Source organism: Paenibacillus filicis, assembly GCF_038070315.1.
In the GTDB taxonomy this organism is placed as follows: Bacteria; Bacillota; Bacilli; order Paenibacillales; family NBRC-103111; genus Paenibacillus_G; species Paenibacillus_G filicis.
Window position 1 is genome coordinate 37,804 of sequence record NZ_JBBPCC010000009.1, and the last position, 20,081, is coordinate 57,884.

Annotated in this window: 18 protein-coding genes and 1 other annotated feature; of the genes, 10 read left to right on the forward strand and 8 right to left on the reverse strand. The window is 53.1% G+C overall.

What is annotated here, in order from left to right; translation table 11 throughout:
- Positions 1-334: 334 nt before the first annotated feature.
- Together WMW72_RS15000 and WMW72_RS15005 are read left to right on the forward strand one after the other, a co-directional pair.
- Positions 335-1,183: an SDR family oxidoreductase gene (locus tag WMW72_RS15000; protein WP_341416312.1), complete on the forward strand. Its 849-nt coding sequence runs from the start codon at positions 335-337 to the stop codon at positions 1,181-1,183.
- A 139-nt stretch (positions 1,184-1,322) separates the two neighbouring features.
- Positions 1,323-1,706, forward strand: coding sequence for a hypothetical protein (locus WMW72_RS15005; RefSeq protein ID WP_341416313.1), 384 nt, complete (start codon positions 1,323-1,325; stop codon positions 1,704-1,706).
- Positions 1,707-1,819: 113 nt separating this feature from the next.
- Here the strand turns inward: WMW72_RS15005 and WMW72_RS15010 are convergent, their stop codons facing one another.
- The 6 genes from WMW72_RS15010 to WMW72_RS15035 form a co-directional block, all read right to left on the reverse strand.
- A complete protein-coding gene (locus tag WMW72_RS15010; protein WP_341416314.1) occupies positions 1,820-2,815 on the reverse strand; it encodes an HNH endonuclease in 996 nt (331 codons plus the stop codon).
- A gap of 158 nt (positions 2,816-2,973) precedes the next feature.
- Complete coding sequence (locus WMW72_RS15015; RefSeq protein ID WP_341416315.1) at positions 2,974-4,266, reverse strand: homocysteine synthase; 1,293 nt, start codon at positions 4,264-4,266, stop codon at positions 2,974-2,976.
- Between the two features lie 26 nt (positions 4,267-4,292).
- A complete protein-coding gene (locus WMW72_RS15020; RefSeq protein WP_423227552.1) occupies positions 4,293-5,153 on the reverse strand; it encodes a MetQ/NlpA family ABC transporter substrate-binding protein in 861 nt (286 codons plus the stop codon).
- A gap of 97 nt (positions 5,154-5,250) precedes the next feature.
- Positions 5,251-5,919: a methionine ABC transporter permease gene (locus tag WMW72_RS15025; protein WP_341416316.1), complete on the reverse strand. Its 669-nt coding sequence runs from the start codon at positions 5,917-5,919 to the stop codon at positions 5,251-5,253.
- Positions 5,916-6,701, reverse strand: coding sequence for a methionine ABC transporter ATP-binding protein (locus WMW72_RS15030; RefSeq protein ID WP_341416317.1), 786 nt, complete (start codon positions 6,699-6,701; stop codon positions 5,916-5,918). Before WMW72_RS15030 ends, WMW72_RS15025 begins: the two co-directional genes overlap by 4 nt.
- 368 nt (positions 6,702-7,069) lie before the next feature.
- Complete coding sequence (locus WMW72_RS15035) at positions 7,070-7,627, reverse strand: DJ-1/PfpI family protein (protein WP_341416318.1); 558 nt, start codon at positions 7,625-7,627, stop codon at positions 7,070-7,072.
- Between the two features lie 225 nt (positions 7,628-7,852).
- Here WMW72_RS15035 and WMW72_RS15040 point away from each other — a divergent pair, with 225 nt between their 5' ends.
- From WMW72_RS15040 to WMW72_RS15055, 4 genes are all read left to right on the forward strand, one after another.
- Entirely contained in the window at positions 7,853-8,356 is a 504-nt protein-coding gene (locus WMW72_RS15040) for a hypothetical protein (protein ID WP_341416319.1), read from the forward strand.
- A gap of 173 nt (positions 8,357-8,529) precedes the next feature.
- The gene (locus tag WMW72_RS15045; protein ID WP_341416320.1) at positions 8,530-9,081 is read left to right on the forward strand and encodes an SLOG family protein; all 552 of its coding nucleotides are present in this window, start codon (positions 8,530-8,532) and stop codon (positions 9,079-9,081) included.
- A gap of 72 nt (positions 9,082-9,153) precedes the next feature.
- A complete protein-coding gene (locus tag WMW72_RS15050; RefSeq protein WP_341416321.1) occupies positions 9,154-10,572 on the forward strand; it encodes a hypothetical protein in 1,419 nt (472 codons plus the stop codon).
- A 384-nt stretch (positions 10,573-10,956) separates the two neighbouring features.
- Positions 10,957-13,074 carry an LTA synthase family protein gene (locus tag WMW72_RS15055; RefSeq protein WP_341416322.1) on the forward strand — a complete coding sequence of 706 codons (2,118 nt, stop codon included), beginning with the start codon at positions 10,957-10,959 and terminating at the stop codon, positions 13,072-13,074.
- 93 nt (positions 13,075-13,167) lie between these two features.
- On the opposite strand, the gene WMW72_RS15060 is transcribed toward WMW72_RS15055, so the two are convergent.
- The gene (locus tag WMW72_RS15060; protein WP_341416323.1) at positions 13,168-13,848 is read right to left on the reverse strand and encodes a hypothetical protein; all 681 of its coding nucleotides are present in this window, start codon (positions 13,846-13,848) and stop codon (positions 13,168-13,170) included.
- Between the two features lie 162 nt (positions 13,849-14,010).
- Between WMW72_RS15060 and WMW72_RS15065 the strand changes: the two genes are divergently transcribed.
- Positions 14,011-14,775, forward strand: a complete 765-nt coding sequence (locus WMW72_RS15065; protein ID WP_341416324.1) for an SDR family oxidoreductase — start codon at positions 14,011-14,013, stop codon at positions 14,773-14,775.
- Between the two features lie 77 nt (positions 14,776-14,852).
- Here WMW72_RS15065 and WMW72_RS15070 read toward each other — a convergent pair whose 3' ends face one another.
- Complete coding sequence (locus tag WMW72_RS15070) at positions 14,853-16,529, reverse strand: glutamine--tRNA ligase/YqeY domain fusion protein (protein ID WP_341416325.1); 1,677 nt, start codon at positions 16,527-16,529, stop codon at positions 14,853-14,855.
- A gap of 72 nt (positions 16,530-16,601) precedes the next feature.
- Positions 16,602-16,856: a binding site (T-box leader), on the reverse strand.
- 768 nt (positions 16,857-17,624) lie between these two features.
- On the opposite strand from WMW72_RS15070, the gene WMW72_RS15075 reads away from it, so the two are divergent.
- The 3 genes from WMW72_RS15075 (at position 17,625) to WMW72_RS15085 (ending at position 20,022) form a co-directional block, all read left to right on the forward strand.
- The gene (locus tag WMW72_RS15075; RefSeq protein ID WP_341416326.1) at positions 17,625-17,972 is read left to right on the forward strand and encodes a PadR family transcriptional regulator; all 348 of its coding nucleotides are present in this window, start codon (positions 17,625-17,627) and stop codon (positions 17,970-17,972) included.
- A complete protein-coding gene (locus WMW72_RS15080; protein ID WP_341416327.1) occupies positions 17,959-19,320 on the forward strand; it encodes an FtsW/RodA/SpoVE family cell cycle protein in 1,362 nt (453 codons plus the stop codon). Before WMW72_RS15075 ends, WMW72_RS15080 begins: the two co-directional genes overlap by 14 nt.
- A gap of 111 nt (positions 19,321-19,431) precedes the next feature.
- Positions 19,432-20,022: a TetR/AcrR family transcriptional regulator gene (locus tag WMW72_RS15085; RefSeq protein WP_341416328.1), complete on the forward strand. Its 591-nt coding sequence runs from the start codon at positions 19,432-19,434 to the stop codon at positions 20,020-20,022.
- Positions 20,023-20,081: the final 59 nt, after the last annotated feature.

Below are 20,081 nucleotides of genomic sequence, written 5' to 3' on the forward strand. Positions count from 1 at the left end.
AGCCGCCCCGCACGTGCATAAGCCGCCGCCTTGTACCCGCTTGTTTGGCAAGCGGGCCTGGAGGCCGCGGCGATGTGAAGCTGTTAGGTACAGACAATGACAAATAACCGTTGCGAGGCATCGCTACCGATCTTCGCCGGTTCAGAGGGATTATTCGACATTATTAGATCATACCTTGTTCGTCATGATCTGTACATAGAAAATCGCAAGCGGGCACCCAAATTGTTACGCTTCCTTGTCAGAGGTATGGTTAGAAGCGTCAGGCAGCTTTACGTTGTCCCGGCTCTCCGTCATACTGAAATTATGGAATCCCGTGTAGAAAAGGAGTATCGCTATGGAAAAAAATCGCGAGATGAAAGTAGCGCTAGTGACCGGAGCCTCCAGCGGATTTGGTCTGCTGACAGCGGTATCGCTGGCACAGTCAGGTTACCAAGTGATCGCGACGATGAGAAATCCCGCTGCTGCCGATGTGCTGCTGGATCGTGCCAGTCAGGAGGGCGTAACGGAGCGCATCGAAACGGCTCTGCTCGATGTGACGGAGCCTGCGACTATTGACGCTGTTGTTAACGCCATCCGGGAGCGCTACGGACGGATCGACGTGCTCGTGAACAATGCGGGCTTTGCCGTCGGCGGCTTTATCGAGGATGTACCGATGGAGGCCTTCCGCAAGCAGCTCGAGACCAACCTCTTCGGCTTGATGACCGTCACGAAGTCCGTGCTGCCGATGATGAGGGAACAGCGCACCGGTTATGTGATTAATGTGGGCAGCATGAGCGGACGGTATGCGTTTCCCGGCTATGGCGCATATGCCGTCTCCAAGTTCGCGGTTGAAGGCTTCAGTGAATCGCTGCGGCTTGAGATGAAGCCGTTCGGCGTGCATGTCGTACTGCTGGAGCCGGGGGCTTACCGGACAGCCATCTGGCAGAAGGGCTTCAATACGGTCTATGCTCCGGAAGGCTCCGCCTATGGCAGCCGGCTGGAGCGCATACTGGAGATCACGAGGCGAACAGCGGAGTCGGCTCCAAATCCACAGGAAGTAGCGGATAAGATTGTCAGCATCGTGGGCATAAGCAAGCCCCGCTTCCGCTACCCGCTAGGCAAGGGAAGCGCCTTCGCACTGCTTGCCCGGGGCGTCGTACCGTGGTCATGGGTGGAGCGCACGCTTTCGCGAATTCTCAAGTAATCCTGCCAAGAGATGACTACAGCGGTGCAGGGTGAGAACGAGGAGAATTTCTAAGAAACTGTTAAGTATTTACCCGATAAAGGATTAAGATTTGGCTGTTATCATGGTTGTTATCTTGTGAAATGAGGAGGTGGTTCCCATGAGAAGATTGACGGCAATCGGGCTGCTGGCTGTAGGCATTCTGGGTCTGACGGGCTGCTCCAGAACGGTTGAATTTCAAGGGGAGAGCGATACATGGAAGGCTGCATGCACCATCCAGACATCGGCTCAAGAAAAAGCTTGCGAAATCCGATACACCGGCGATGTGAGTGCACCGAACAGCCGGATTGTCTATTCCTTCAAGGACAGCTCCAATTTTCAATTCAGCGGAGAAAGGAAAGGGCTGAAGAAAGGCTTGCTCATCAGCTCAAAGGCAGCCACGAATAGACCAGTTAAACCGTATACCGAAGAGGATGAATTCACGCTGCATATTAGACGGGATGATCGGGAGGACGTGATTTTGCTGGCTAAAATGGGCCGCTAAGCCTCTCTACAGGTGATAACGGCAAAGCAAAGACCAGGCACTTGAAGCGCCTGGTCTGATGTCTTGGATCATGGCGTAAATTATCAAGCAATTATCCGTAAAGGGAAAGGCATTTAAGCCTCGCCCGGTCCGTCAGGTATGTCTTGAGCAGCCAGCTGATTTTCATCCCGCAAAAAACTCGGGTCGGTGTCAATAAAGTCCTCCCAATTCTGGTCAGCCTTCAACTGGTTGCACTCGTTGCAGGCGCAGACACAATTCACGGGTGTCGTATGTCCGCCCTTGGCGCGCGGGACGATATGATCGAGCGTATCGCCATACTCGCCACAGAAGTGACAGGTATACCGGTCTCTCGTCAGAATGAACAGCCGGAACGTTTTGTTGCTGTAGATGCGCCGGATCGTATGCTTGTTCACGACGATAGCCGCGTGCTCACGGACGAGATTCACCGCTGTCTCCAGATCCGTTTCCTGCTGCCAACGGCGTCCCTTGTCCGTGCGGCCGCGCATCCATAACACACCGTTGCTATTAGGCCGAAGCACCGAGGCATCAGGCCCTTTGGGCCTTGGCGGAGGGAGCGGGAGCGGACGCTTGACCCGTATTTTGGGAGGCGGAGGCGGAGGAGGTGCTTCCTCGCCCGAATCAGCGGCCGTTAAGGCAATAGCCGCCGCGGGCTTCTTACGTCGCCTACGCCGTCTCCGTTTCTTGCGCGGCGCTTCCCCTAGACTGGCTGCGTCTGCCTGTGCGTCTGCTTCGCCGGGTGTCCCGGATTCAAGCTCTGCAGGATCCGATACCGGGCGGCCGGGGTGCTTAGGCTCAGACAGGTCATGCTGCCCGTTCGCGTGGATGAGCGCTATGTCGGCCGGTTCGTCAAACTCCGCCTCTGTAAGCGTTCCCTCCAGCTTTCGCAGCTTCCGGCATGACCGGCAAGCGCCGCGCCGCGCAGACTTGCCCCCGCGCCGTCCGCTGCGCCTGAGAAACTCCGAAAGAGGCTTGTCCTCCTTGCAGTGAGCGCATTGCTTATAGGCAGGGGCAGTCCCCTCGGTCGGTTGTTCATGGATGTCGTTATGCAGCTCATACTCCAAGTGGTCCACCTCATCGTTTCCTCTCATTAAAGATATGGCTCTATTGTACAACAAAAATGCTTACTTCCCAACATCCGGCAGAATAGGGTTGCCCACATAGCGGAGAAACGGCAAAAAGCCGCCCGGATTCGGGTCGGCTTCTGTCGGGTATTCCCGGAGTAGACCTTCCTTCTTCGGCCGGCCGGCTAGGCCTGGCTGGCGGCAATCGCCAGTTCCAGGTCGTAACGGATATCCCTCACCGACTCGGTACCGATGGACAGCCGGATCAGGCCCGGCGTAACCCCGGCTGCCCGCTGTTCCTCTTCGTTCAACTGAGCATGCGTCGTGCTGGCCGGATGAATAATCAGCGACTTGGAATCGCCGACGTTGGCGAGATGGGAGAATAGCTTCACGTTATGAATCAGCTTCTTGCCAGCTTCCAGGCCTCCCTTGATCTCGAAGGTCAGGATCGCTCCCTGTCCATTGGGCAAATATTTTTGCGCCAGCGCATGGGAAGGATGGCTCTCCAGGCCGGGATAGCCGACGGATTCGACCGCCTCATGCTGCTCGAGGAAGCGTGCGATCTCCAGAGCGTTGGAGCTGTGGCGCTCCAGACGGAGATGCAGGGTTTCCAGGCCTTGCAGCAGCAGGAAAGAGTTAAACGGCGAGAGAGCAGCTCCTAGATCCCGCAGCAATTGTACGCGGGCTTTGAGGATATAGGCCGCCGGACCGAAAGCTTCCGTATAGACCAGTCCGTGGTAGCTCGGATCGGGATCGGTCAGCCCGCTGAACTTGCCGCTCGCCGCCCAGTCGAATTTGCCTCCGTCCACGATGATGCCGCCGATCGTCGTACCGTGACCGCCGATGAATTTCGTTGCGGAGTGGACGACAATGTCTGCCCCATGCTCGATCGGGCGCAGCAGGTACGGACTCGGGAACGTATTGTCGACGATCAGCGGGATGCCATGCCCATGAGCGATGGCGGCGACCGCTTCCACATCCAGCACATCCCCCCGAGGATTGCCGATCGTCTCGCCGAAGATGGCCTTCGTCTTGTCGGTCAGGGCGCTGCGGAAGTTTTCGGGGTCTGACGGGTCAACGAAAATCACCTTGATCCCGAGCTTCGCCAGCGTTTGGGACAACAGATTATAAGTGCCGCCGTACAGGCTGGCGGAGGATACGATCTCGTCCCCGGAGGATGCTATATTCAGGATCGCGTACGTGATGGCGGCTTGCCCGGATGCCACGGCCAGTGCGCCTACGCCTCCCTCGAGAGCAGCTACGCGCTGCTCCAGCACGTCGTTCGTCGGGTTGTTCACCCTCGAGTAGATATTGCCGAATTCCTTCAGTGCGAACAGGCTGGCGGCATGCTCGGTATCGCGGAACCCATAAGAGGTGGTTTGATAGATCGGTACGGCTCGGGATTGGGTGGTCGGGTCGATCTGCTGTCCGGCATGGACGGCCAAAGTATCCAGTTCGTAATTTCTTTCTTCGCTCATTTTAAGTTCCTCCCTAGGGTTCTCAATTAAAATGCAGGAACGACGGCCACTCCGTATTTATCGGTAATAAATTTTTTCAGCTCAGGCGTCTTCAAGGCTGCGTCGAGTTTCTTGACTTCGTCGCGGCTTTCATCGCCCTTGCGTACAACAACGACGTTGGCATACGGGGAATTGGCGTCCTCACGGAACAACGCGCTCTTCGGATCAATCTTCGCTTCCAGCACCAGATTCGTATTGATGATCGCGCCGTCCAAATCGGGCAAAGCGCGCGGGAGCGTAGCCGAATCAGCTTCGACAAACTTCAGGTTTTTCGGATTTTCCACAATGTCCTTAGGCGTGGCTTCGTATGTCGTCAGCCCGCTCTTGAGCTTGATGAGCCCCTGCTGCTGGAGCAGGACCAGCGCCCGGTATTCATTGGACGGATTATTCGGGATGCCGATCTTGGCGCCGTCCTTGATCTCGTCCTTGGATTTGAGCTTGCTGGAGTAGAAGCCGATTGGCTCGACGTGAACCTTGGAGGTGACGGTGAAGTCATAGCCTTTCTCCTTCTTGACCGAATCGAGATAAGGGACGTGTTGGAAGTAGTTTCCATCGACCTTCTTATCCTTCAGGGCCGGATTAAGCTGCCCCTCGTCATCGAAGACGATGACCTCCAGATTGACGCCCTGCTCCTTCAGCTTTGGCTTGACTTGGTTCAAGATTTCCGCATGAGGGACTGCGGCGGCTCCAATCTTGAGCGTGACTTCTTTCTTGCTGTCAGCGCCAGCAGGCGCTGCGGGCTTTTGAGTACCTGCATTGGAAGCCGGAGCAGAACCGCAGGCCGCAGCCAGCCCCGCGAACAGAACGAAAGACGACAATATTGCAGCAGCAGAACGTTTTCTCATCATGACAACACTCCCGGTTTCTATGTTTATAATGGCAATTCCTACGTGAAAGGGATGACCCATGGGGTGATTCTGGCGGGAATACACAGCCTATAGGCAGCTACTCCAGCTTAAACCGCTTGCGTCGTATGGCTTTGGCAATCGAATCGCCTGACCACTGAATGATCGCGACGATCAGGACGATCAGGATCACGGTGGCAAATAGCACATCCTCGCGGAACCGCTGGTAGCCGAAGCGGATCGCGAGACTGCCCAGCCCGCCTGCGCCTATGGCCCCGGCCACAGCGGTGAATTCCGTGATCGCGATGATTGCGATCGTAACGGCACGGATTAGGGCCGGCAGTGCTTCGGGGATCAGGACGCGGAAGATGATCGTCCATGGCGAAGCGCCAATAGCCAGGGCGGCTTCGATCTTCCCGTGGCTGACCTCCTTCAGCGAGTTCTCGATCACCCGGCCCAGGAAGGGCGCAGCACCGATGGACAGCGAGACGATCGCAGCGGTAGGTCCGAGGGTAGTGCCGACGATTAGACGGGATAAAGGCAGCAGCAGGACGATCAGGATGATGAACGGCAGTGAGCGGACGAAGTTGATCAGCGCTCCCACGATTTTGTGCAGGTAAGGCGCCTCCCAGATATGCCCCTTGTCCGTAACGACCAGCAGAATACCGAGCGCAGTGCCGAGCAGCAGGGCGAAGATCGATGACCAGAACACCATATACAGCGTCTCCAGCAGCCCTTCCTTCAGTAAGGGGATCAGATCGTCTCTCATACGCCGGTACCCGTGCCTTCCAGCACCTGCCGCTTCTGCCGGTAATGATCAATGATGCTCACAAACCTGCGGGCCGTGTCGCTCTCCGGCTGCAGGAAGAACTTGTCGACCGTCCCGGTTTCGACAATGCGGCCGCTCTCCAAAACCGCCATATGCCGGCACACATGCTGGAGCACATCCAGCTCATGGGTGATGAGCACGATCGTGAGATTCAACTGGCGGTTGATATCCTTGAGCAGCTCTAGGATGGAGTAGGTGGTTTGCGGATCGAGCGCCGAGGTCGCCTCATCGCTGAGCAGCACATCCGGTTCATTGGCGAGCGCCCGGGCGATGCCGACGCGCTGCTTCTGTCCGCCGCTCAGCTGGGAAGGGTGCATGTCGCCCTTGTCGCCCAACTGAACGAGATCGAGAATCTCTCGGACCCGTTCCCGGATGAATGCCTTGGAATGCCCCGCAACCTCCAGTGGGAAGGCGACATTCTGGTACACCGTCTTGGCGTCCAGCAGGTTGAACTGCTGGAAGATCATACCGATCTTGCGCCGGGCGAGGCGCAGCTCGCGTTCATTCAGATCGGTGATGACGCTGCCGCCGATCTCGATGCGTCCGGTATCCGGCTCCTCCAGCCGGTTGAGGCAGCGGATGAGCGTGGACTTGCCGGCCCCGCTGAAGCCGATAATACCGAAGATATCCCCTTTCTCTACACGCAGGTGAATGCGGTCCAGCACAGTTGTTGTGAGCTGGCCGTTGCGGAACGTTTTCGTCAGATTATTGACCACTATCATGTGTTCACCCGCTTCGCTAAAGTAGGGTTCGGATAAAAAAAGAACCAAGCCGCGAGTCTCCCTGGGTAGAAGGAGATGGCTTGGTTTCCAGTGATCTGGTCAACCGGTGTTTTATTCCGATATTTCCAATGTGCTTAATGTATTTTAAAATGAATTTTCATTTTTTGTCAATAAGGAAAATTCGGATCACGAACAAGGCATGCCGCCTTCACTGGCCTATGCGCCAAAATCAGCTCATGGCAGTCCAAGCTTTTCTGCTCAGGCTCCGAGTAAAAAAAGAACGCTCCGAATCCGGCTGTTGGCAGCGGAAAGCAGAGCGATCCTGTAAGCTTGCGAATGCAGAGTGGAGACAGAGCTTGCAGAGCTACTTAGCGGAGCAGCTTCAAAAACTCCCGCATAAAGCCGGGCAGGTCGGGCCAGGCATGGCCAGAGACGAGCTTGCCGTCCACATGCAGTGTATCCGGCGCATAGGTAGCGCCGAGCTGCTCGACATCGAGCCGGCAGGCTGTATAGGCTGTCAGCGTACGTCCCTCGAAGAAGCTGTTGTCCTTCAGCGAGGCGAACACGAGGGCGGCATGACAGATGGCTCCTACCGGCTTGTCCGCCTCGAAGAAATGGCGCAGGATGCGCGGCACGTTGGCGTCGGAGCGGATATACTCGGGAGCGCGGCCGCCCGGGATAATCAGGCCGTCATAGGCGGTCGGATCGACGTCGGCGAAGGAGACATGAGCCGGGAGCAGATGTCCGGGCTTCTCCGTATACGTGTCCCAGCCTTCGACGAAGTCATGGACGACGGTGTGGAGCACTTTATGAACGGGGGCGGCAATCACCGCTTCATAACCTTCCTCCAGCAAGCGGTAATACGGATAGTACACTTCAAGAACTTCGACAGCGTCTCCAGTAAGCAGCAAGATTTTTTTGGACATCAGACTCACGCTCCTTCAGTCATATGGGCTTCACTTTCATTATCCCTGGTAGCCGGAAGGCTTGTAAATGGGTGGAAATTGAAAGCATTTGTCGAATCGCGGCAGCTCCACCCTGGGCGACTGGACCAAAGTCCAGCACAAAACTTCACCGGAGGTGGAGGACAGTGGCTCCGGGCATATGATAAAGTGAGGTTAACAATAATTGTACATAGGAGAGATTAATGCATGAGTAAACAGGCATTAGCGGGTGCAGTGCTGGTATTGCTGGGAGCCAGCATGTTCATGGTCCGCGGGGAGTCTTTCGGGGTCGGCACGCTGTTCGCGTATTATTGGCCCACGATGTTTCTCATTCCGCTTGGATTGTTCTTCCACTGGATGTATTTCTCGATGACAGGCAGAAAGGGAGTCGGTCTGCTGGTTCCCGGAGGTATTTTATTCACATCGGGTATCGTCTGTCAGATTGCGACCCTATTTCACGCATGGGAATACTTGTGGCCGGGCTTCATCCTGGCGGTAGCAGTGGGCTTGTTCGAGCTCTATTGGTTTGGAGGTCGGCATCGGGGACTGTTGATTCCGATCAACATCCTGGGCGTTTTATCTCTCATCTTTTTCGGAGTCTTTACGCTCGGCTCCATTCTGAACCGCATAGCGGCGGGCGGTCCGATTGTGGCGATCGTGCTGATCGCGGCGGGTGCCTTTCTGATGATCGGACGCAGGAAGCAGCTCTAGTCCGGGAATCGCCCAGCCTTTCTATGTTTCTAAGTACCGGCATCGAACCGAGGCCTTCCCGCTCCTTGTTGAGCCGGGAGGGCCTTCGCTTTTTTTGGACAAAGGCTGTATCTTTATTTCCGGGCATGACTGTGCTACCCTCAGAGGAAGAACGTTCAAGGAGTGTCGCACGTGTGAAGAGGCTGCTCGTTACAGGTTACAAGGCGTCGGAGCTGGGGATTTTTTCTCTGAAGCATCCGGGCATCGATATTATCAAGAAGGCGATCAAGAAGCAGCTGGCCGCGTTGGCCGAGGAAGGGCTCGAATGGGTCATCGTTAGCGGACAGTGGGGTGTGGAGCTGTGGGCGGCCGAAGCGGCGATTGAGCTGAGGGCGGATTACGAGAGCTTGCAGCTTGCGGTCATCTGTCCGTTCCTCGGACAGGAAGAGAACTGGAGCGATCCGAAGAAGGAAAAGTACGAGGCTGTGCTTCGCCAGGCTAATTACGTGAACAGCGTGACCAAGAGCAAATACGAGGGTCCCTGGCAATTCCGCGAGAAGAATAAATTTCTGCTGCGCAATTCCGACGGCATGCTGGTGCTCTACGACGAGGAGAAGGAAGGCTCCCCCAAGTTTATCAAGGAACAAGCGGCCCGTTTGTCGCAGATCCGGCCTTACCGAATTATCTCCATCACGGAGCAGGACTTGCAGAATATCGTGGAAGACGAACAAATGAATCAATGGTGATGTGCGAACGCCTACAGCCCTGTCTGCATACGATGTAGAACTTAACATCGGCAAGGCGAGAGGGTGGTATCGGTGGAGATTTCGCTTGTTCCGCTGCATTTCGTTTACTTGGCATTTATCGTATTCATTATGGGAGTTCTGATCAAACGCCGCGACACGACGATGATATGCGTGATCGGCATATTCGCGCTCGGGTGGATGGCGACGGAGACGCTGGCCGGATCGGTGTCCGGCATCTTCAACAGCTTTATCTTTGCGACCAAAGAGCTGATCGGCACGATCTTTATTATCTCGATTATCGTAGCCATGAGCCGGGTCTTGATCCAAACCGGCGTCAATGAGGTCATGGTAGCACCTCTGACCCGGTTCCTGCGAACGCCGGCGCTCGCGTTCTGGGGGATCGGCTTGATTATGCTGGTCGCTTCGCTGTTCTTTTGGCCGTCCCCGGGCGTTGCGCTGATCGGCGCCGTGCTCGTGCCGGTGGCCGCGCGTGTGGGCTTGCCTGCGCTCGGAGCGGCGGTGGCGATGAATCTGTTCGGACACGGCATCGCGCTCTCCGGAGACTATATCATCCAGGGCGCCCCCAAGCTGACGGCCGATGCGGCAGGACTGCCCGTCGCGGACGTGATGCAGGCCAGCATACCGCTCGTCATCGTGATGGGAGCGGTAACAACGGCAGCGGCCTATTGGATGATGCGCCGCGATATGGCCAAGGGCACGTGGCGTGACGGTCTTGTCGGAGCAGGCAAGGCCGATGACGGAGGCGCCGTGCCAGGGATCGGGGAGGCTGCTCCTGCGGCAACGCTCTCACAGCGCACCAAGCGCTGGCTGGCCGTACTGATTCCGCTGCTGTTTGCCGCGGATGTTGCGGCGATGTTCCTGCTGCGGCTGCAGGGAGGCGACGCGACGGCGCTGATCGGCGGGACGGCCGTGCTGATCCTGATGGGAGTAACCCTGCTGGCGCACCGGAACCAGGGACTGGAGCAGACCACAACCTACTTGATCGAAGGCTTCCAGTTCGGCTTCAAGGTATTCGGACCCGTGATCCCTATCGCCGCGTTCTTCTACCTCGGGGACTCGGCCTTTACCGAGCTGTTCGGACAGAAGCTGCCGGACGGTTCCCATGGTATTGTCAATGACCTCGGCGTCGCGCTGGCCCATTGGGTCCCGCTGAACGGGGGCGTGGCCGCCGTCACGCTCACCGTGACGGGAGCGATTACAGGCCTCGACGGCTCCGGCTTCTCCGGTATCTCGCTGGCCGGATCTGTCGCCAAGCTGTTCGCAACAGCGATCGGCTCAGGTGCGGCTACGCTGACCGCACTAGGGCAGGTGTCAGCGATCTGGGTCGGTGGCGGTACACTGATCCCCTGGGCGCTCATCCCGGCCGCCGCGATCTGTGGGGTCAGTCCCTTCGAGCTGGCCCGGCGCAATCTGAAGCCGGTGCTGCTGGGGCTGGCCGTCACGACGGTTGTCGCCATGTTCTTGATCTAGAGCTGCCTTAAGGGCTGCCGGGAAACCGGCAGTCCTTTTGATAGGCCACAGAAAGCGTATGAGTCAGGCCCATACATATCCTTCGGTGTGCATCGAGAGAAGTTAAATAATTAACCTATGGTAAAATAAAGAGTACGGGAATCATGAACTGCCTGAGCCGTGCAAAGCCCTTCTTCCGAAGGAATTTCGGCGGACAAAGGGCCGCTGCCCGGGAGCAAGTCCTCTGGTCCTGGAAGCGCTGTAAAATCTTATTTTTTATTAAGAAATAGGAAACATTTGATTTAGGAAAAAGTAAGAACTTAATAAAGAAATATAGGCTAAAGTATGCTATACTAGTGCAAGTTGTTTACAAGAAATTAATATACAAAAATGTGGGGAATATATATGGGAGAATTGCAGCTTGCCTTGCGTACGTACGGCCGTAGAACCGCCAGCCGTCTGCCTTTACTGATCTGGGCTGTGTGGATTGTATTTCTAGTCGAAGTGCTCAGCCGCGGGCAATGGGGAGAATCCTTCGGCTGGACCTTTACCGCGATTCCGGAGTTGGGGTTGAATGCACTGGTCGTGCTCGGTCTGCTGCTGTTCCTAACGGCGCTTACTTCCAGCGTACGGATTTCATTCTGGCTCGTTTCATGCGTTTGTCTGGGCTTCGGGCTCATCAGCGGAATCAAGCTCAATATTCTCGGGGTTCCGTTCCTGCCCTGGGATCTCATGCTGACGAGTGAGACGCAGGATATGACGCAGTACATCGGCGGGATTTTTAATTTTACAGTCATTTCCGGTTTTATCGCATTTATCGTGATCAGCATCCTGCTGCTCTATAAGCTGCCCCGCTTCACGCTCCGTCTGGGCTGGAAGCATCGGATTACAGTGGGCCTTGTATCGGCTCTGCTGCTGGTCTCCATTTATAACGATGGGGCTATCAATCTGAAGAAGCTGGTCAACGTGCAGAATATCGCCTGGGATCAGAGCGAGAATGTGAAGACTAACGGATTCCTGCTGACGACCATGATGAATATCAAGTATTTGTTCCGCGATGAGCCTGGCGGCTACGATGAGAAGTCGATCCACTCGCTGGCTGCGTCGCCTCCGCCGGCTGTTGCGAAGCCGGGCGATGTGAAGCCGAATATTATCGTCGTGCTCAGTGAAGCTTTCTGGGATCCGACTCAGGTGAAGGGACTAACGTTCAATCGCGATCCGATCCCGTTCTATCATGAGCTGGCGGCGAAATATTCGAGTGGAACGATGCTTTCACCGCAATATGGAGGCGGAACGGCCAATGTGGAGTTTGAGGTGCTGACAGGCAACTCGATGAGATTCCTGCCGCAGGGCTCTACGCCATACAATCAATATATCGACAAAGGCGTCGATTCGCTTGCGAGCATTTTGTCCCGTCAAGGGTACTCGACGACGGCGGTAAACCCGTTCCATAGCTGGTTCTATAACAGCAAGAACGTGTATAACAATTTCGGATTCGGCAAATTTATTTCCCAGGAATTTTTTGAACCGGATTATGAGGGGCCTTACCTGGCCGACCGTGGGGTAGCCAAGCAGATTATTCAGGCGACGGATGCTTCATCCGGTCCAGACTTTATTTTCTCCAATACGATGGAGAACCACTATCATTATTACCCGGGAAAGTTTAAAGAAAACACGTTCGAAGTAACCGGGGTGAGCGGTGAGTCTAAGGGCATGTTCGAAACGCTGGCCCAAGGCCTGAACGGTGCGGACAATATGCTAAAAAGCATCGTCACGCATTACGAGCAGAGCAAAGAGCCTACGATTATCGTTTTCTTCGGCGACCATCTACCGAGCCTCGGTGATGACTATCAGGCTTATCGCGACAGCGGTTATCTGCTGCCTAACGACCCGGATTTTCTAAATAAAATTCACCGCGTTCCTGTGCTGGTCTGGAATAACTACCTGCCGGCCCATCAGGATAAGCTGGATATGAGTCCATCGTTCCTGGGACCTTACGTGCTCAAGCTCGCGGAACGCGAAGGCAGCTATTATACCGATTATTTGAATCAACTGGCTCAAACGACGCCTGTTATTCCTCCGAAGAATATGTACGCAGAGATGGGCATTTCCGAGGAAAGCCTGAAAGGCTACGAGCGTCTGCAATACGACATCATGTTCGGCAAGCAGTATGCTTACAAGGAGCGCCACTTGGCTGTGAAGGACCCGAATTATGTGCTGGGAACCGGCAAGCTGGAGGTTGACCATGTGAAACTTGAGGAAGCCGGAGCGGACCGTCTCGTTACCGTAGAAGGAAGGAACCTGCCGCCACAAGCTATCGTGCAGATTAATGGACAGCCGGTACGTACGGAGCGAAACTCAACCGGACAACTGACCGCTCTGGTGAAGCCGGAGCAAATGGGACAGCTCCCGTGCAAGGTCGAGGTCGTAGTGAAAGATTCCAAAGACAAGATTGTCGTCAAATCCAATACGTATGCCTATAACGACAGCGTGAATGTCGCGGTGGAAGCGCCCATTCATTAAGCGAGAAGCATAGGGCATGACAGTAAGCCTCCTGGTAGAAGTACCGGGAGGCTTTTCGTTATGGGCCGGGACAGATCCTGGCGAGACATAGGGTCATTGCTTCGCTTTTCCTAGCGATTCGAGCTTCTGTCTATAAGCAGAGATGAGCGGGGAATTCGGATCTCCGCCGTGCTTGTCGATGAAATTTTGAAGGGCTTGGCGGTACTCCTCCAGGAACTTCGGATTGGCAGGACTTGCGGCAAGCTGAGCCTCGGCTTTGAGCACCGGCTGAAGATCCTCGTTCATCAGCAATCTAATCCCGTAAGGGGACTCGTCGGTCAGGATCACGATATTGCGTTCGAAGCCCGGGATATATTTGATCAAGAAGGTCTCTCCCTTGGGCGGAATGAGGATAGCGTTCCGCAGCGGGTAGGTGGTGGCGGACATCGTATCAAACGTCGTTTTGATATCGCGTCCGTCTGCAGTTCGGAGGACCGCATCATACTCCCAAACGTATTGATCATTGAGGGTGGAGTTCGTCTGGGTCTCGTAGACAATGACCCCGGTACCCGATGTACCGAAGGCATTGAGGAAGAGGGCATTCACATAGTGCGCGGTAAAGATGTTAAAAAAACCAACGAGGAAGCCTACCAGCAGCATGGAGAACCCCCCGGATCGTCCCTTCCTCCACATCAGTACGATGGCACCGATGGCGCCGAAAAAAAGCAGGATCAACGGAAACGACCAGATAGGATGGTAAGTCAAGAAAAACAGCAAGGCAGAAAGTATAGCCAAAGGTATCCTCTCCCTCCTTTTGTATGGAGCTTGGGGAAGCATATGAGCTTTCTTATGCAAATTATACCATACGATCAGGAAGGACGGACGAATGTGAGAGCAACATTGCAAATCTTGCCCTGTGCTATAACTAAACTTGAAATCAAACAGGGAGATGAGCATATGAGCAAGTTACAAGGGAAAATCGCATTAGTCACCGGAGCAAGCCGGGGGATCGGGCGCGGCATTGCGCTGCGTCTGGCACAGGAAGGCGCATTAGTCGCGGTGCATTATGGAACCAGACAAAGCGACGCCGAAGAAGTGGTGGGTCAAATTCAACAAAGTGGAGGTTCGGCCTTCGCGATCGGGGCTGACTTGAGCATTGTGAATAACATTCGTCAGTTGTATGTGGAACTGGATGCAGCCCTTCGTCAGCGGACGGGGGATAACCGGTTTGATATTCTGGTGAATAACGCCGGCATCGGGCAAGTGTTAACGCTGGAACAGACGACGGAGACCTCGTTTGACGAAGTGATGAACATCAATGTCAAAGCGCCGCTTTTTGTCATCCAGGAAGGGTTGTCGCGTCTGAATGATGGAGGACGGATTATCAATCTTTCCTCGTTTGTGACCAAGATGGCTTTGCCTGGCGTATTCACCTACAGTATGTCGAAGGGTGCGATCAACACCATGACAAGCGTGCTGGCTCAGCAGCTCGGAAGCCGCCAGATTACGGTGAACGCGATCCTGCCTGGCTTTATTAACACCGAGATGAATACCCAGACGCTGCAAGATTCCGATGGACAGAAATACGCGGCCGGGCTCTCCGCCTTCAACCGATGGGGGGAGCCTGAGGATGTGGCGGATATCGCTGCCTTCTTGGCCTCATCAGATAGCCGCTGGGTCACCGGTCAGTTGATCGATGCCAGCGGCGGATCCCATCTGTAAAGTCTTGTTATAGATAGAAGACCTTGGGGTTCCTCATCCCCAAGGTCTTCTGCGCATTCTTTGCCTTCAAGATATGGTCATCGCTTACTCCAAGAATCCTTCAACGGGACGATTCGGTTAAAAACAAGCCGATCTCCGGCATGACCGTTTGGTTCCAAGCAAAAGTATCCATGCCGCAAAAATTGAAATTTTTGCTCCGGACGAGGAGGCTCGGGGAGCGGCTCCATCAGAACCCGGCTGACCGTAATCAGTGAATCGGGATTGATTCGGCTCATCCAATCTTCGCTGTCCTGCGGTGTCTCCGGGTCAAGCAGCAGCTTCTCATAAAGACGGACTTCAGCCGTAACGGCCTGCGTATCCGATACCCAATGGATCGTTCCCTTTACCTTGCGCCCCGTAAATCCGGTACCGCTTCTGGTAAGCGGGTCATAGGTGCAGCGAAGCTCTGTAATCTCACCGGTGGCCGGGTCCTTGATGACTTCCTCGCACCGGATGAAATACGCCCCCTTCAGCCTCACCTCAGCACCGGGACTGAGCCGGTGAAAGCCTTTGGGGGGATCCTCCATAAAATCATCCCGCTCAATATAGATCGTCCTGGAAAAAGGAACCTCCCGCCGCCCGAGCGCCTCGTTTTCACTGTTGTTTTCCATCTGCAGCAGCTCCACGGTATTCTCGGGATAGTTCGTTATAACGACCTTAAGAGGCCTTAGAACAGCCATGACGCTCATCGTTTTTTCTTTGAGATCCTGCCTGAGGCAATGGTCCAAGAGCGAGATGTCAACCGTGCTTTGGGTTCGGATGCTTCCAATCTCCTCGATAAAGCTCCGGATGCTTTCCGGTGTGAATCCTCTTCTTCTAAGCCCCCGGAGCGTTGGAAGCCTGGGGTCATCCCAACCATCCACGTAACCGCCTTCTACCATCTGCCTCAAGAAGCGCTTGCTGGTCACAACACCTGTTAAGTTCAGCCGGCCGAACTCCCTTTGCCGCGGAGGCTCAGGAATCTCAAGCTGCTGGAGGACCCACTCGTACAAGGGGCGGTGGTCTTTGAATTCAATGGAGCAGAGGGAGTAGGTGATGCCTTCAATCGCATCTTGGATAGGATGGGCGAAATCGTACATCGGATAGATACACCAGTCATGTCCCGTCCTGTAATGCTCGGCATGGATGATTCGGTAAAGTACAGGATCGCGCATATTGATATTGGGTGAGGCCATATCGATTTTGGCCCGAACGACCTTGGAGGCAGCAGGGAAATCGCCATTTTTCATACGTGCGAACAGCTCCAGATTTTCCTGGGGCGATCGGTCTCTATAAGGGCTATTCTTGCCCGGCTCGGTCAATGTCCCACGATACTCAGTCACTTCGTCGGGTGTCAAATCACAGACATAGGCCTTTCCTTGCTTGATCAAGGCAACTGCGGTATTATAGATTTCCTCCGAGTAGTCTGAGCCATAGTAGATGTGAGGTCCCGGATCGTAACCGAGCCACTTGATATCCTCCAGGATCGCGTTGACATACTCGATGTCTTCCTTGAGAGGATTCGTGTCGTCGAAGCGTAAGTGAAACGTCCCGTTCAAGGCTTGAGACATCGCATAATTGGTGTGTATGGCATAGGCGCTTCCGATATGAAGGTAGCCATTGGGCTCGGGTGGAAACCGCGTGCACATCTCTCTGCCGAAAGGATGCTGATCCAGCTCTTCTTGAATCAGCTTGTATATAAAATGATCTTTGTGATGGTACATTTCGTTAACCATGCCGACGCCTCCTAATGAATGGGGTTAAAGAGCAATCCGATACAAAAAAAAATTCACCTCCAAGACTTATGTCTTGGGGACGAAATTTTCGCGGTGCCACCCCAGCTTCATTAATATGTCGCCATATTAACCTCCTCGAGTACGGCATTTGCAGGCAAATGCTTATACTCCAGCTCTATAACGGGAGCTCCCGTCATGCTATCCCCATTGCGGTTCCGGCATGCTGCTCAGAGGCTTGGTTCGGGGAAAGGCTCTTGACTCCTTTTCAGCTGCCGGAGCTCTCTGTGCAAGATCTTAATCCCTTACTCTTCTCGTCATCGCGTTTGAATTCCCTATATAATATCAAATTCTTCCCTTTACTGTAAACTTGGAGTTCTCGGTCTGTTCTGGATCTTCCATATGAGAGCAGAGGGGGAGCGTTATTTGTAAACGAAACTGCCCGCCGTTGCACAGAAGATTCAGCAACTACCGTGGGCAGATACAGGTAAACAGGATCATCGGGGCTTCAGCGTATTTTCCAAGACAAAGAATCGATCGAATATACCTAGTACCCGTATTTTATTGTTCGGGTCTCCAAAAATTTGAGTAGTGGCTGTCATGAACAAGGGTAAAGAACGGATATGCTCAGACATCATATCGAGGTTAGTATGTATGCATGCAGGACTTTTACTTTCAAAATTCAGTCCATATTCAGTTTGAAGAAATGTATGGTAATCTTGGGAATTGGGAGTTGTAACAGCCATCACAATGAATATAGTCAGGATGAGCAGGAGCATGTACCTTTTCTTATTCATCATATCCTCCGGTCCTCCCTTTTGATTGATAATATCATTTTACAGGTAATGATTGTAAATACAAGACTTATACTTTTTTCATCATGATGATAAAATTCTCTCCCTTTTTCATACAGGACGTTTGATCGGTACATTGAGTTGAATTTATTGGCACTGAGAGGGTTGGGGTTCGAATCCCGCGTTCCACATACGCTAAATCACAACAATTGATCTCGATAAAGATTGAAGTCTTATATTCTTGACATATATCGATCATCTATATAGTATATAGATGATCGATATATGCTAAGGAGATGGTGTTATGGCTATTAATAAGAGCTTGTTAACCGGCAGCACTACAATGCTCATATTAAAGCTGCTTGAAATTCATGATATGTACGGGTATCAGATGATTGAGCAGCTCGCGGCAAGGTCCAACCATACCTTTTCGTTAAAGGCAGGGACGCTTTACCCATTGCTCCATACCCTCGAACAGCAGGGTATGCTAACGTCTTATGAAGACCAAGCAGACAGCACAAGGGTGAGGAAATATTACAGCCTAACGAAAAAAGGCAGGGGTATGCTTGCGGAAAAGCAAGATGAATGGAGGAAGTATACATCAGCTGTTAATCAGGTATTACAAGGGGGGGCGAATCTTGCAGCGCTCTAATCCAATAAGTCAGTATATCAAAACGGTTTGTGAACAAATACGATGGAAACAAGCTCATCCCATGGTTGCGGAAGAATTTGAAAATCACATCATAGACCAAAAAAATGCCTATATCGCCGAGGGAGTAGACGAAGAAACAGCGACAGTAAAGGCAATCCATGAGATGGGAGATCCTGTCCTGATCGGCACGGAGCTTGACCGTACACATCGGCCCAACGTGGAGTGGGGCCTCATTGCTTTGACGGGTTGTGTTCTTTTGCTCGGAATTGTGATCAGATTGTTTATGATTAGAGACGCGAATATATCCGGGATATGGACGAATAGTATTCTTGCTGCTCTGCTTGGCATAGGCTTTATGATCATTGCCTATTTATTGGATTTTACGAGTATTGGAGTCCACGCCAAAGCAATCTATGGCGGGCTTATTCTTGTAACTATTGCGGTCATGATGATCTCTCCGACTATCAACGGGGAGAAGCTGTACGTTCCGTTTTTATTGCTGCTTTTGCCGACGGTCTTTGCGGGAATCATCTACAGGTTGAGGAGCAGAGGATATCTGGGAATTGTTTTATGCGGGGGATGTATGGTCATTCCCGTAATCATCGGCATGGCTGTTCCCAATTTTTCAAGTGCCGGTCTATACGCACTCACTTGCCTTACGCTGCTCACGCTAGCCGTTGCAAAGGGATGGTTTCATGTTAACAAGTTGATGGCCATGCTGCTCGTATACATACCCGTGGTGATTACAGCGATAATGGTTTTGTTAACGATTGTTAGTCGTTCTTATCATTGGCAAAGACTGCACACGGCTATAGACCCTTCTCTTGACCCGATGGGGGGAGGATATCTAGGAACCATAACGAGAGATATGATACAAGGTGCCGCATGGCTTGGACAAGGTGAACGAGCATCATATCCCGGTTTCCCATTGCCGCAAGTACATACGGATAGTGTATTGACCTACTTGATTCATAAATTCGGATGGGCTTCATTCATGGTGATCATGCTGCTCGTGTTATCCTTCATGATTCGTGCCTTCGTCCTTTGCTCCAGGCAAAAAAGTATGTTGGGGAGATTAGTATCCACATCCGTCCTGATCACCTTTACACTGCAGGTTGCACTCTATATCGCGTATAATCTAGGCCTTCAGATCTTCTCTCCACTGACACTGCCGCTTATTTCTTATGGAGGAACCGCTACAATCATCAATATGTTTCTCATTGGGATCATGCTTTCCGTGTTTAAATCCGGAGATGTCGTGCGTGATCGCCTCATCCAACGAAAAAGAAACCGTCTGATTGAGTTTGTTGACGGTAAACTCATTATTCATTTGTATACAAAGCAGTAGCTATGGTTCAGCCTAAGAGATGTATCGGTGTATTCGATGTCTATATTTGACGGATCAGTACAAAAGTATTATGATGACTTCAGTACGGGTTACCGGAATGGAGTGAAAGAAGTGAGTAAAAGCGGGAGACCCCGGGAGTTTAAAGATACAGCGGTTATCGATGCGGCTATGGAATTGTTCTGGACCAATGGCTACGAAGCTTGCTCGACGGAAGATCTGTGTAAGCACACAGGTCTGGGGAGGGGAAGTTTATACAATGCTTACGGAAGCAAGCATGAGCTCTATGAACAAGCCCTCCTGCGTTACCATCAAATCGGTATCGAAGCCCAGGTTGAGATGCTCCAGAATCTAGGGCCTATAAAAGACCGTCTGCGCGCCTTGCTGGACTGGGCTATCGAAGAGGACTTTTCGAACGAGAAGCGAAGAGGTTGCCTGCTCATCAATGCTGCCCTGGAGCGTGCGCAGAGAGATCCGGCCGTAGAACGGTTATTCAAGCAGCACGTGGATTTGCTGGAGGAAGCTCTGCACCGAGCGATAGACACAGGGAAGGAATCAGGAGAGATTTCCCAGCAACGTCAAACCCCTGACTTGGTCAGCTTATTTATGGGCAACTATTATGGGCTCCGTGTACTTAATGTCGCTATGCAGAATCGCGAGAGAGCTGTTCAGATGGCCGAAGCAACGTTAACAGCTATATTTTAGCGTTGCTGGCCCTTTTTTTGGTCTAATTTTGTACTGATTAATAAAGAATTAATGCATTT

What these genes read in the sequence shown, in the direction of transcription:
- WMW72_RS15000 (WP_341416312.1), top strand. Translation starts at nt 335, where the DNA reads ATGGAAAAAAATCGCGAGATGAAAGTAGCGCTAGTGACCGGAGCCTCC.
- WMW72_RS15005 (WP_341416313.1), top strand. Translation starts at nt 1,323, where the DNA reads ATGAGAAGATTGACGGCAATCGGGCTGCTGGCTGTAGGCATTCTGGGT.
- WMW72_RS15010 (WP_341416314.1), bottom strand. Translation starts at nt 2,815, where the DNA reads ATGAGAGGAAACGATGAGGTGGACCACTTGGAGTATGAGCTGCATAAC.
- WMW72_RS15015 (WP_341416315.1), bottom strand. Translation starts at nt 4,266, where the DNA reads ATGAGCGAAGAAAGAAATTACGAACTGGATACTTTGGCCGTCCATGCC.
- WMW72_RS15020 (WP_423227552.1), bottom strand. Translation starts at nt 5,153, where the DNA reads ATGATGAGAAAACGTTCTGCTGCTGCAATATTGTCGTCTTTCGTTCTG.
- WMW72_RS15025 (WP_341416316.1), bottom strand. Translation starts at nt 5,919, where the DNA reads ATGAGAGACGATCTGATCCCCTTACTGAAGGAAGGGCTGCTGGAGACG.
- WMW72_RS15030 (WP_341416317.1), bottom strand. Translation starts at nt 6,701, where the DNA reads ATGATAGTGGTCAATAATCTGACGAAAACGTTCCGCAACGGCCAGCTC.
- WMW72_RS15035 (WP_341416318.1), bottom strand. Translation starts at nt 7,627, where the DNA reads ATGTCCAAAAAAATCTTGCTGCTTACTGGAGACGCTGTCGAAGTTCTT.
- WMW72_RS15040 (WP_341416319.1), top strand. Translation starts at nt 7,853, where the DNA reads ATGAGTAAACAGGCATTAGCGGGTGCAGTGCTGGTATTGCTGGGAGCC.
- WMW72_RS15055 (WP_341416322.1), top strand. Translation starts at nt 10,957, where the DNA reads ATGGGAGAATTGCAGCTTGCCTTGCGTACGTACGGCCGTAGAACCGCC.
- WMW72_RS15065 (WP_341416324.1), top strand. Translation starts at nt 14,011, where the DNA reads ATGAGCAAGTTACAAGGGAAAATCGCATTAGTCACCGGAGCAAGCCGG.
- WMW72_RS15070 (WP_341416325.1), bottom strand. Translation starts at nt 16,529, where the DNA reads ATGGTTAACGAAATGTACCATCACAAAGATCATTTTATATACAAGCTG.
- WMW72_RS15075 (WP_341416326.1), top strand. Translation starts at nt 17,625, where the DNA reads ATGGCTATTAATAAGAGCTTGTTAACCGGCAGCACTACAATGCTCATA.